Below are 12,143 nucleotides of genomic sequence, written 5' to 3' on the forward strand. Positions count from 1 at the left end.
ATGGGTTTGTTCGGCCTGCATTACAAGCTCGAACGCAAGACGATGAGTCTTGCCATCGGCATCATCATTGCCGCTAGCATCGGCGGCCTCATCGAGATCGTGCCGCTGTTCACGATCCATCAGACCGTGGAAGATGCACCGGATATGCGCGTCTATACGCCGCTCGAAATCGCCGGCCGCAACATCTACATCCGCGAGGGCTGCTACGCCTGTCATTCGCAGATGATCCGCACGTTGCGTGATGAGGTCGAGCGCTACGGGCCGTATTCGCTCGCGGTCGAATCCAAATACGATCATCCGATGCTGTGGGGCTCTAAGCGCACCGGACCGGATATAGCGCGTCTCGGCGGCAAATATTCCGACGAATGGCACGTCAGGCATTTGATCAATCCGCGCGACGTGGTGCCGGAATCGGTGATGCCGCCTTATGCCTATCTCACGCGGGCGAAGGCGCGGATCGACGATCTCGGCCTGCATCTGGCCGCGCTGCGCAAGGTCGGCGTGCCCTATACGGATGAGATGATCGCCAACGCGTCGAACGATGCCTATGGCCAGACAACGCCGGATACGCCTTTCGCGGAAGGCGTCACCAAACGCTATGGCGAGGCGACCAATGTGCGCGCCTTCGATGGCCAGCCCGGCGAGCCCACCGAGATGGATGCGCTGGTCGCTTACTTGCAGATCTTGGGCAAGCTGACTGATGCGGCTCACAAGGCCAAAACGGCTGCGGCGGGAGAGTGACGATGGAGCACGAGGCCACTGTCTGGTTCGCGAAGTCCTTCGGGCTGTTCTATCTGATCGCCATGTCTGTTGGCGTGGTGGTCTATGCCTATTGGCCGAAGAACAAAAAGTCGTTCGACTCTGCGGCGCAGTCGATCCTCGATCCTTCCGTTGAGGACAAGCCATACGAGGCGAAGCGATGGCAGTAGAGGAGCGCGACCCCGTCTCCGGTTATCTCACCACCGGTCACGAATGGAATGGCATCAAGGAACTGAACACGCCGGTGCCGCGTGCGGTGGTCTTCTTCCTCTGGGCGACCTTTCTCTATTCGGTCGTGTACTGGATCCTGATGCCGGCCTGGCCGCTCGGCGTGACCTATACCAAGGGCCTGCTCGGGATCGACCAGCGCAACGTCGTGGCCGAGCAGATCAAGGACGCGGCCTCGGACCGCGCCAAGTGGAGCAAGCTGATCGAGACCGAAAGCTTCGAAGCTATCCAGGCCGATCCGAAGTTGATGAAGATCGTGCGGCAGACCGGCGCGACTTTGTTTGGCGATAATTGCGCGGCCTGTCATGGCCGCACCGCCGAGGGCGGCAACGGCTTTCCAACGCTGGTGTCGCAGGCCTTCCTGTGGGGCGGCACGCCCGATGCGATCGCCGAGACGATCCGCGTTGGCATCAATTCGCCACACAAGGACTCGCGGACCTCGCAGATGCCGGCCTTCGGCCGTGACGGGATGCTGAAGCGCGAGCAGATCGACGATGTCGTCGACTATGTCCGCAGCCTGTCGAATCCCGCGGCGGCCAAGGCGATCGCGCCCGCGAAGCTCGCCAGCGGCAAGGCGGTGTTCACCGACAATTGCGTCGCCTGCCACGGCGAGAACGCGACCGGCAATATCGAACTCGGTGCGCCGAACCTGCGCGACAATTTCTGGATCTATAGCGGTGACGCCCAGTCGGTCTTCACCACTGTCTGGGGTGGCCGGCAAGGTCATATGCCGAGCTGGGATTCGCGACTGTCGGCGCTCGATCGCAAGATCCTCGCGCTCTATCTCGTCAACCTCAGGGCTGCCGGGCCATGAATGTAGCAGCGATGAAGCACGTCAACGCGAAGGTCTGGGTCTGGATGGCGGTCGCCGCCGGTGTCCTGTTCGTGCTGATGGCGAATGCTCATCTGGTCTATGTGGCGTTTTCGTCGCAGCCCGACTGTATCGATCACGTCAAGCGCGGTGCCAGTGTCGCGGAAGCCGGCCAATTCAGTGCGGCGTCCTCGTCATGCACACCGCGTCATTGAGATTGCGAGGTTGAAGATGACTCTTCCAGCCGTTGCCCCTCCGCTGCCGCCCTCGGTGTCGTGGAATCGTCATGTCGCGCCATCCGCTGCTTTTGACTGGCTCAAAGCCGGCTGGCGCGATCTGACAATTATCCCGTCGGTGAGCCTCAGCTATGGCGTGCTGGTTTTCGCGGTCTCGGTCGTCCTGGTCGGCGGGTTGTTCGCCTTCGGCTGGGACTACATCCTGTTTCCGGCCTTTGCCGGCTTCATGGTGGTCGGGCCGGTGCTCGCCATCGGACTCTATGAGAAGAGTCGCCGGATCGCCGCGCGTGAGCGTGTGTCGCTGCTGCAGATGATCCTTGTCCGGCCAAAGTCGGGAGGGCAGTTGCTGTTCGCGGGCCTTTTGTTGTGCTCGCTGATGCTGGTCTGGATCCGCGCCGCGGTGATCATCTACGCGTTGTTTTTCGGCATGAACCCGTTTCCCGGCCTCGATGGCGTTGCGGCCATGCTGTTCACCACACCCATCGGGTGGGCGATGCTGATCGCCGGCACCGCGGTCGGCGGCATCTTTGCGGCATTCTCCTTCGCGATCAGCGTGTTCGCCATTCCCATGCTGCTCAACGAGCGCGTCGATGCGCTCACCGCCATGGGCACCAGCATGGGGATGGTCTGGGCCAATCTGCCGGTCATGCTGACCTGGGCGGGAATCGCGCTGGCTTTGTTCTTGATCAATGTCATGACCGGCCTGCTCGGTATGATCGTCGTGTTTCCCGTGCTCGGTCACGGGACATGGCACGCTTATGTGGCGATGAAGCCGGGTGTCGAGGTGACTGGCTAAAGCATGATCCGGAGAAGCGGGAACCGGTTTCCGAAAGGATCATGTGCAAAGTGAGAAACGAGGTCTCCGATGAGTTGCTGTGGCTCAGGAGCAGAATTGGCAGTGCTGGCGGCGCCGGATCCGCGCGAAATCCTGCTGGTCAGCCGGACCATTGCGGGCGGTTTGAGGCAGACCGATCTCTCGGTGCCGGATGTTCATTGCGGCGCCTGTATTCGCACGATCGAACAGTCGCTCGGTGCGCTTGACGGCGTGACATGGGCGCGGGTGAATCTCTCGACCAAGCGCGTCACCATCAAATGGCGCGCCGATGCCGCACCGCCGCCTTTCATCGAAACGCTACGCAATGTTGGCTATGAAGCGCATCTGTTCGAGGTCGATGGCGATGCGACGGATACGGCGCTGTCGGAACTGATCCGTGCGCTGGCGGTGTCGGGCTTTGCAGCCAGCAATATCATGCTGCTGTCGGTCTCGGTGTGGTCCGGTGCCGAGCCCGCGACGCGCGATCTGTTCCACGGTATCTCTGCGCTGATCGCGCTGCCGACGCTGATCTATTCCGGCCGGGTATTCTTTCGCTCGGCCTGGCAGGCACTGCGTCACGGTCGCACCAATATGGATGTGCCGATCTCGCTCGGCGTCTTGCTGGCCTTCGGTATGAGCCTGTACGAGACCGCGATCCATGGTCCGCATGTCTATTTCGATGCGTCGGTGACGCTGCTGTTCTTCCTGCTGATTGGCCGCACCCTCGATCACATGATGCGCGAACGCGCTCGCGTTGCAGTGAAGGGGCTCGCGCGTCTGGCGGCACGCGGCGCGCTGGTTCTGCAGAGTGACGGTGCGCAGACCTATCTGCCGGTCGGCGAAATCACGCCGGGTATGACCATCATGCTCGCTGCCGGCGAGCGCGTGCCGGTCGATTCGCAGGTCATTAAAGGTTTGTCCGAGCTCGATGTCTCGCTGGTGTCAGGCGAAAGCGTGCCGCAGCCGGCACTGCCGGGGTCGGTGCTGCGCGCGGGCACATTGAATCTGACGGGGCCGCTGACGATTACCGCGACGGCCTCTGCCAACGAGTCGTTCCTCGCCGAGATGCTGCGGATGATGGAAGCCGCGGAGCAGGGCCGTTCGGTCTATCGCCGCATCGCCGATCGTGCAGCTGGGCTCTATGCGCCGGTCGTACATCTCACCGCGGCCATCACACTCGTCGGCTGGCTCATTGTGTCCGGCGATGTGCATCGCGCGATCACCATTGCAGTGGCGGTGCTGATCATCACTTGTCCTTGTGCGCTTGGCTTAGCTGTGCCGATGGTGCAGGTGGTTGCCGCGCGGCGGCTGTTCGAGAATGGCATCATGATCAAGGATGGCGGCGCGCTGGAGCGCCTCGCCGAGATCGATACGGTGGTGTTCGACAAGACGGGCACACTGACGCTAGGTAATCCCCGCGTCGTCAATGCGGAAACGATCGCGCCCGCGACGCTGACGCTGGCCGGCGCAATCGCCGCACATTCGCGGCATCCTTATTCGCGCGCGCTTGCTGCAGCCGTTCCGACGGCGCAGAGGCCGATTGCGCTCGATGATGTTTCCGAACATCCGGGCTGCGGCATGGAAGCGCGTCTCGGCGGCAGCGTGCTGCGCCTCGGTCGGCCGGAATGGGCCCTCGCCGATACCAGCGGTATGGATCTCGATGGATCCTCCGTCGTGTTGTCGCGCGATGGACAATGCGTGGCGGATTTCCGCTTTGAGGATCGGTTGCGCGAGGGCGCAACCGAGACGGTCGGCGCGTTGAAGCGCAACGGGTTCGCTGTCGAAGTCGTTTCGGGAGATCGCGAGACGCCTGTGCGGATGCTTGCGAGTGGCATGAGCGTGCCGTATTTCGCCGGCGTGCTGCCGGGCGGCAAGGCGGCGCATGTGGCGAAGCTGGCATCGGCCGGCAAGAAGGTCCTGATGGTCGGCGACGGGCTCAATGACACGCCGGCGCTGATGGCCGCGCATGCGTCGATGGCGCCGGCGTCGGCCGCCGATGTCGGGCGCAACGCGGCCGATCTCGTCTTTCTGCGCGAGGATCTGTCGGCCGTGTCGCAGGCCGTCGCGGTCTCGCGCGAGGCAGGGCATCTCGTGCGGCAGAATCTCGCACTGGCAGTCGGCTACAATCTCATTGCGGTGCCGATCGCGATCATGGGCCATGTCACGCCGCTGGTTGCGGCGATCGCGATGTCCGGTTCGTCCATCGTGGTTGTCGCCAATGCGCTGCGGCTACGTGGTCGCGGCAAGTCCGACAAGTCTCAGGGCGCAGGCGCATCAACACCGCGGATGTCAGTCAGAATGGAGCCGGCGGAATGACGGATTATTTCTATCTGATCCCGATCGCCATTGGACTCGGCCTTTGTGGCCTCGCGGCGTTCCTGTGGTCGTTGAAATCAGGTCAGTATGACGACCTGCAGGGCGCCGCCGAACGCATCCTGTACCAGGATGATGTGCCGCTGTCGCATTAGCGAAGTAGATGCCGATTCGCGTCAGGGAAACGAGTCAGAACAAAAAGAAAGGGCCCCGGTTCTGCTCAGAACCGGGGCCCTTTCTTTAGCGGCGGTGTTGCTTACGGCTGGATCGCCGAGGCGTCGCGGCTGGCGAACTGCCGGTTGATCGAGATCGCAAGCAGGGTCACGACTGCGCCCGACAGCAGATACACGCCCGACGAGGACAGGCCGAAGCGGCTCGACATCACCAGCGCCACGAATGGTGCGAAGCCGGCGCCGAACAGCCAGGCAAGGTCGGTGGTGAGCGCCGAACCCGTATAGCGGAAGCGCTTCGAGAAGCTCGATGCGACCGAGCCCGAAGATTGACCGAGCGACAGGCCGAGCAGGATGAAGCCGGTCACCATGAAGGCCAGTTCGCCGACGATGCCGCCGTCCAGCATCTGCGGTGCGAAGCCGCTGAATACCGCGATGGCAATCGCCGAACCGGTCAGCAGCGTGCGGCGACCGACCTTGTCGGCGACATAGCCCGACACGATCATGGCGACGATGCCGAACACGGCGCCGATACATTCGACGATCAGGAAGCGGCCGGGTGCTTCGCGGGTGAACAGGAACACCCATGAGAGCGGGAATACTGTGACCATGTGGAACAGTGCGAAGCTCGCCAGCGGTGCGAAGGCGCCGATCACAACGGTGCGGCCCTGCTGGGCGATCGTCTCGGTGATCGAGGACGGCTCGAGTTCGCGGGCTTCGAACAGTTCGGTGTAGCCCGGCGTCACCACCATGCGCAGGCGCGCGAACAGGGCGACGACGTTGATGGCGAAAGCAACGAAGAACGGATAGCGCCAGCCCCAGTCGAGGAAGTCATCAGCAGATAGAGTATCGACAAAGAAGGCGAACAGCGCGCTCGCCACCAGAAGTCCGATCGGGGCGCCGAGTTGCGGGATCATGGCGTACCAGCCCTTCTTGCCTTCCGGCGCATTCAGCGCCAGCAGCGAAGCAAGACCGTCCCAGGTGCCACCCCAGGAAATGCCCTGGCCGATACGTGCAGCAGCCAGCAGCCAGGCCGATGCGACGCCAATGGATTCGTGACCGGGCAGGAAGGCGATGGCGACGGTGGCAACGCCGAGCAGGAACAGCGCGATGGTCAGCTTGGCGCCCTTGCCCTGGCTGCGATCGATAGCTGTGAAGATCATCGTGCCGATCGGGCGGGCGATGAATGCCAGCGAAAAGATCGCAAAGGAATAGAGAGTGCCGGTCAGAGGATCGAGATAGGGGAAGACGAGCTTCGGAAACACCAGCACCGAAGCGATCGCATAGACGAAGAAGTCAAAGAACTCGGAGGTCCGGCCGATGATGACGCCAATGGCGATCTCGCCCGGGTTAACCGCTCCGTGGCCATCCGCGTGCAGAAGGCGTGCGTCCCGTTCGATCGTCGATGACGTCTGCGCCATTTTTTCTATCCGTCGGTGGTGTGTTGAAGGTCATACAATCGACGCCCAAAGGGCGACGCGAGGTTGACGATTTGTCGTGAACGGCGTCTCCGGACCATTGGACAAATTGTCCAATGTTGCCCTGCAGCAAATGCGCCTAACCGTGCGCGCGAACGAACATTATCGAATGGGTAACACCTTGAGCCGCCTACGGATACTCCTTTTGCTGCCCTTGGTTGCCTTGCTGGGCGGATGCAATTTCGTCGTGATGAATCCTGCGGGTGACATCGCAGTGCAGCAACGCGATCTGGTGGTCATTTCCACGGTGTTGATGCTGCTGATCATCGTGCCGGTGATGGCCCTGATCGTGTTCTTCGCCTGGAAGTACCGGCAGTCGAATGCCGACGCGAAATACGAGCCGGACTGGGATCACTCGACCCATCTCGAGCTCGTCATCTGGTCGATGCCCCTCCTCATCATCATCTGTCTCGGCGCCGTGACCTGGTCCAGCACGCATCTGCTCGACCCGTATCGTCGGCTCGACCGGATTGCACCCGGGAACGCTGCGAGCCTTCTTGAACCGCTGCAGGTCGAAGTCGTCGCGCTCGACTGGAAGTGGCTGTTCTTCTACCCGGAATACGGCATTGCTACGGTCAATGAGCTGGCTGCGCCTGTGGATCGTCCAGTGCGCTTCAAGATCACTGCCTCGTCGGTGATGAACTCCTTCTATATCCCCGCGCTCGCCGGCCAGATCTATGCGATGCCCGGCATGGAAACCAAGCTGCACGCGGTCATCAATAAGGCCGGCGTTTATGACGGCTTCTCGGCGAACTATAGCGGCGCCGGCTTCTCCGGCATGCGCTTCAAGTTCCATGGCGTCGACCAGGCCGGCTTCGATGCCTGGATCGCCAAGGTTAAGGCGAGCAGCGAGACGCTGAGCCGCGAGGCCTATCTGGATCTCGAAAAGCCCAGCGAGAATGTGCCGGTTCGTCTCTATAAGGAAGTCGCGCCTGACCTCTACAAGGCGATCCTCAACATGTGCGCCCAGCCCGGCAAGATGTGCATGAGCGAGATGATGGCGATGGATGCGAAGGGTGGCCTCGGCCTCGCCAGCGCCCGCAACGTTCTGCCGCTGAAATACAATATCTCGATGCTCGACGGCACAAGCTCGACGAAGAACTACGTCGCCAGCGTCTGTACCCTTGCCGAGGCCGCACGCGAAGCAGCCGATCACCGCTCGACGACGACTCCACTCGACCCGACACCGGTCACCGGTGCCGGTCTCGCGCGCCCGGGTGCCGCCCCCGCGCCGTTCAATTTCACGCCTGCGCCGCCGCCTGCCGAGCGGCGCGCTTCCAACACCTGATCGGGTCGATCTAAATGTCTGATACAGCCGCACTGGCAAATACCGGGCTTGCGAAGTTCATCTTCGGCCGCTTGACGCTTGAGTCGTTTCCATATCATGAGCCGATTCTGGTCGCGACTTTCGCGATGGTCGCGCTCGGCGGCATCGTGCTGCTCGGCGCGCTGACCTATTTCAAGCTGTGGGGCTATCTCTGGAAGGAGTGGTTCACCAGCGTGGACCACAAGAAGATCGGCATCATGTATATGGTGCTGGGCATCGTCATGCTGCTGCGCGGTTTCGCCGACGCGATCATGATGCGCGCCCAGCAAGCCATGGCCTTCAACGGCTCCGAAGGTTTCTTGCCCGCCCATCACTACGATCAGGTGTTCACGGCGCATGGCGTGATCATGATCTTCTTCGTCGCGATGCCGCTGGTCACCGGCCTGATGAACTACATCGTGCCGCTGCAGATCGGTGCGCGCGACGTGTCGTTCCCGTTCCTGAACAATTTCAGCTTCTGGATGACCACCGGTGGCGCCATCCTTGTCATGATGTCGCTGTTCGTCGGTGAGTTCGCCAAGACCGGCTGGCTGGCTTATCCGCCGCTATCGAACATCGGCTACAGTCCGGATGTCGGCGTCGACTACTATATCTGGGCGCTGCAGGTGGCCGGCGTTGGCACGACGCTGTCGGGCATCAACCTGATTGCGACCATCGTGAAGATGCGTGCGCCGGGCATGACCATGATGAAGATGCCGATCTTCACCTGGACCTCGCTCTGCACCAACGTCCTGATCGTCGCGTCCTTCCCGATCCTGACCGCCGTGCTCGCGCTGCTCTCGCTGGATCGTTACGTCGGGACCAACTTTTTCACGAACGATCTCGGCGGCAACCCGATGATGTATGTGAACCTGATCTGGATCTGGGGCCATCCGGAGGTTTACATCCTGATCCTGCCGCTGTTCGGCGTGTTCTCGGAAGTGACCTCGACCTTCTCGGGCAAGAAGCTGTTTGGCTACACCTCGATGGTCTACGCCACGCTGGTCATCACGATCTTGTCCTATCTGGTCTGGTTGCATCACTTCTTCACCATGGGCTCGGGCGCCAGCGTGAATTCCTTCTTCGGCATCACGACGATGATCATCTCGATCCCGACGGGCGCGAAGATATTCAACTGGCTGTTCACAATGTATCGCGGCCGCATCCGGTTCGAACTGCCGATGATGTGGACGATTGCCTTCATGCTGACCTTCGTGATCGGCGGCATGACCGGCGTTCTGCTCGCAGTACCGCCGGCCGACTTCGTCCTGCATAACAGCCTGTTCCTGATCGCTCACTTCCACAACGTCATCATCGGCGGCGTGGTGTTCGGCATCTTCGCTGCCATCAACTTCTGGTTCCCGAAGGCCTTCGGCTTCAAGCTCGATCAGTTCTGGGGCAAGGTCTCGTTCTGGGGCTGGGTCCTCGGCTTTTACTTCGCCTTCATGCCGCTCTATGTGCTTGGTCTGATGGGCGTCACCCGCCGCCTGCGCACCTTCGACGATCCGTCGCTGCAGATCTGGTTCGTCATCGCCGCCTTCGGTGCGGTTCTGATCGCGATCGGCATCGGTGCTTTCCTCGTCCAGATCGCCGTCAGCATCTGGAATCGCGAGAAGCTGCGCGATACCACGGGCGATCCCTGGAACGGGCGCACGCTGGAATGGGCAACGTCGTCGCCGCCGCCGGATTACAACTTCGCTTTCACCCCGGTCATTCACGACAATGACTCGTGGTGGGACATGAAGCGCCGCGGTTATACGCGTCCGCTGGAGGGCTTCAGGCCGATCCATATGCCGAAGAACACCGGCACCGGCGTGATCCTCTCGATCTTGGCCACGGCGATGGGCTTCGCCCTGATCTGGTACATGTGGTGGCTCGCGGCCCTGAGCTTCGTTGCCATCGTCGGCGTCGCGATCTTCCATACCTTCAACTACAACCGTGACTTCCACATTCCGTTGGAGGACGTCATCCGTACCGAAGGCGAGCGTACGAAACTTCTCGCAGTGCAGGCCGCGTCATGAACGTACCGACCCAAACGATAAACGGCACTGAAGTGCCGGTCTTCTACGTCGTCGATGAACACGATCATCCGGCCGGTTCCAGCACCATGCTGGGCTTCTGGCTCTACCTGATGAGCGATTGCCTCATCTTCGCGATGCTGTTCGCCACCTTCGGCGTACTCGGCGGCAGCTATGCTGCGGGCCCCGGGCCGAAGGATTTGTTCGACCTCAAGCTCGTCGCGCTTAACACCGCGATGCTGCTGCTCTCGTCGATCACCTATGGCTTCGCGATGCTGGAGATGATGAAGGGCAGAGTGAAGTCGACCCAAATGTGGCTCGGCATCACCGGTCTGTTCGGCCTCGCGTTCCTCTGCATCGAACTCTATGAGTTCCATCACATGATCCACGAAGGTGCTGGCCCCTGGCGGAGCGCCTTCCTATCGTCCTTCTTCACGCTGGTAGGCACCCACGGCCTGCACGTCACCTTCGGCATCATCTGGCTGGTGACGCTGATGGTGCAGGTCGCCCGTTTCGGCCTGATCGAGGCGAACCAGCGGCGGCTGATGTGCCTGAGCATGTTCTGGCATTTCCTCGACGTCGTCTGGATCGGCGTCTTCACCTTTGTTTATCTGCTGGGAGTGCTGCGATGAGCGCCGATGCACATGCCGCGCACGGACCTGGTCACGATGACCACGGCCACGATGACGGCCGCGACCATGGTTCGTTCAAGTCGTATATGACTGGCTTCGTCCTCTCGGTCATCCTTACCGCCATTCCATTCTGGCTGGTGATGACGGGCGCGATCGAGAACAAGAACTGGACCATCGCGATCGTCGTTGCGTTCGCTGTGGTGCAGATCGTGGTTCACATGGTCTACTTCCTGCACATGAACACGACGTCGGATGCCGGCTGGACCATGATGGCGCTGATCTTCACGATCATCATCGTCGTGATTGCGCTGAGCGGTTCGCTCTGGGTGATGTACCACCTCAACGTCAACATGATGCCGGTTCACGACATGAGGAATATGCCCTGATGGCCACGGCGCGCGCCAACGACGGGATCGTCGTAGGCCGCCCGGCCAGACAGGAGTCGTCTGAATCGAAAATGGAATCCGGGCGGTCGCCGCGTCGCGCGACGACCCTCACGGTGCTGGGCCTACTGGCACTGCTCGGTATCGCGGGATTGACCGCGCTGGGCATCTGGCAGGTCGAACGCCGCGCCTGGAAACTGGATCTGATCGCACGTGTCGATCAGCGCAGCCACGCCGCGCCCGAAGCTGCACCCGGGCCTGCGGCGTGGCCTGCGATCAATCGCAATGACGATGAATATCGTCGCGTCGGCGTCACCGGGCGGTTTGTGCCGGGCGCCGATACTCTGGTGCAGGCTGTCTCGGATCTCGGCGCCGGCTTCTGGGTGCTGACGCCGCTGCGCGCCGAGGCCGGCTACATCGTGCTGGTGAACCGGGGTTTCGTCAGCCCGGATGAGCGCAAAGCCGGCGCATTCGCGGCGCCCGCGACGCAGGTGTCGGTAACCGGGCTGCTGCGCGTCACCGAACCGAAGGGCGGGTTCCTGCGCTCAAATGATCCCGCTACCCAGCGCTGGTATTCCCGCGATGTCGAGGCGATTGCCGCCAGCCAGACGCTCGGCGCTGTCGCGCCCTATTTCATCGATGCCAATGCCGCGCTGGACGCGCCGGGGCAGCCCCATGGCGGCCTGACCGTGATCGCCTTCCCGAACAACCACGTGGTCTATGCCATCACCTGGTTCGGCCTCGCTTTGATGCTGGCCGGCGCTGCGCTGTTCGTCGCCCGCGACGAGTGGCGGATTCGGAAAAAATCACTACCTCGCGTATGACGTCATGGATGGCGCGCCGGTCCGATTGAGGCTGGCCGATCAAGCTGACGGGGCGAGATGCCGGGTTTGGGAGCAGAGAGCAAGGTGGGCACACCAGACGTCACAGGCGTCAGTGCGGTTGCCGGATCACCAGTCGACGCGACGGGTGTCACCACACCCGTTGCAGTCACG

General features: G+C 61.8%; 13 protein-coding genes. 12 read left to right on the top strand and 1 reads right to left on the bottom strand.

Annotated features, from left to right (window positions below; all coding sequences use genetic code 11):
• The 7 genes from ccoO to ccoS all read left to right on the top strand — a co-directional run bounded on the left by ccoO (nucleotide 1) and on the right by ccoS (nucleotide 5,316).
• The gene (ccoO, locus tag AC1DUY_RS09350; protein ID WP_184512416.1) at nucleotides 1-741 is read left to right on the top strand and encodes a cytochrome-c oxidase, cbb3-type subunit II; all 741 of its coding nucleotides are present in this window, start codon (nucleotides 1-3) and stop codon (nucleotides 739-741) included.
• A 2-nt stretch (nucleotides 742-743) separates the two neighbouring features.
• Nucleotides 744-929, top strand: coding sequence for a cbb3-type cytochrome oxidase subunit 3 (locus AC1DUY_RS09355; protein WP_374725588.1), 186 nt, complete (start codon nucleotides 744-746; stop codon nucleotides 927-929).
• Nucleotides 920-1,801, top strand: coding sequence for a cytochrome-c oxidase, cbb3-type subunit III (ccoP, locus tag AC1DUY_RS09360; RefSeq protein WP_478113775.1), 882 nt, complete (start codon nucleotides 920-922; stop codon nucleotides 1,799-1,801). The genes AC1DUY_RS09355 and ccoP overlap by 10 nt, the downstream gene beginning before the upstream one ends.
• Nucleotides 1,798-2,013 carry a hypothetical protein gene (locus AC1DUY_RS09365; protein ID WP_478113777.1) on the top strand — a complete coding sequence of 72 codons (216 nt, stop codon included), beginning with the start codon at nucleotides 1,798-1,800 and terminating at the stop codon, nucleotides 2,011-2,013. Before ccoP ends, AC1DUY_RS09365 begins: the two co-directional genes overlap by 4 nt.
• Before the next feature lie 16 nt (nucleotides 2,014-2,029).
• Nucleotides 2,030-2,830: a DUF2189 domain-containing protein gene (locus AC1DUY_RS09370; RefSeq protein ID WP_478113779.1), complete on the top strand. Its 801-nt coding sequence runs from the start codon at nucleotides 2,030-2,032 to the stop codon at nucleotides 2,828-2,830.
• 69 nt (nucleotides 2,831-2,899) lie between these two features.
• Nucleotides 2,900-5,164 (top strand): cation-translocating P-type ATPase, encoded by a 2,265-nt coding sequence (locus AC1DUY_RS09375; protein WP_478113781.1) that lies wholly within the window; start codon nucleotides 2,900-2,902, stop codon nucleotides 5,162-5,164.
• Complete coding sequence (gene ccoS, locus AC1DUY_RS09380) at nucleotides 5,161-5,316, top strand: cbb3-type cytochrome oxidase assembly protein CcoS (RefSeq protein WP_478113783.1); 156 nt, start codon at nucleotides 5,161-5,163, stop codon at nucleotides 5,314-5,316. The genes AC1DUY_RS09375 and ccoS overlap by 4 nt, the downstream gene beginning before the upstream one ends.
• Before the next feature lie 101 nt (nucleotides 5,317-5,417).
• Here ccoS and AC1DUY_RS09385 read toward each other — a convergent pair whose 3' ends face one another.
• Nucleotides 5,418-6,752: an MFS transporter gene (locus AC1DUY_RS09385; RefSeq protein ID WP_309941831.1), complete on the bottom strand. Its 1,335-nt coding sequence runs from the start codon at nucleotides 6,750-6,752 to the stop codon at nucleotides 5,418-5,420.
• Between the two features lie 178 nt (nucleotides 6,753-6,930).
• On the opposite strand from AC1DUY_RS09385, the gene cyoA reads away from it, so the two are divergent.
• The 5 genes from cyoA to AC1DUY_RS09410 all read left to right on the top strand — a co-directional run bounded on the left by cyoA (nucleotide 6,931) and on the right by AC1DUY_RS09410 (nucleotide 11,972).
• Nucleotides 6,931-8,097, top strand: coding sequence for a ubiquinol oxidase subunit II (cyoA, locus tag AC1DUY_RS09390; RefSeq protein ID WP_478114039.1), 1,167 nt, complete (start codon nucleotides 6,931-6,933; stop codon nucleotides 8,095-8,097).
• 14 nt (nucleotides 8,098-8,111) lie between these two features.
• Nucleotides 8,112-10,136 (top strand): cytochrome o ubiquinol oxidase subunit I, encoded by a 2,025-nt coding sequence (cyoB, locus tag AC1DUY_RS09395; protein ID WP_231078730.1) that lies wholly within the window; start codon nucleotides 8,112-8,114, stop codon nucleotides 10,134-10,136.
• A complete protein-coding gene (gene cyoC / locus AC1DUY_RS09400; protein ID WP_478113786.1) occupies nucleotides 10,133-10,765 on the top strand; it encodes a cytochrome o ubiquinol oxidase subunit III in 633 nt (210 codons plus the stop codon). The genes cyoB and cyoC overlap by 4 nt, the downstream gene beginning before the upstream one ends.
• Nucleotides 10,762-11,151: a cytochrome o ubiquinol oxidase subunit IV gene (gene cyoD / locus AC1DUY_RS09405; RefSeq protein WP_478113788.1), complete on the top strand. Its 390-nt coding sequence runs from the start codon at nucleotides 10,762-10,764 to the stop codon at nucleotides 11,149-11,151. Before cyoC ends, cyoD begins: the two co-directional genes overlap by 4 nt.
• Nucleotides 11,152-11,222: 71 nt before the next feature.
• Entirely contained in the window at nucleotides 11,223-11,972 is a 750-nt protein-coding gene (locus AC1DUY_RS09410; protein ID WP_478114041.1) for an SURF1 family protein, read from the top strand.
• Nucleotides 11,973-12,143 lie beyond the last annotated feature (171 nt).

The organism is Tardiphaga sp. P4_G1 (genome assembly GCF_056401215.1).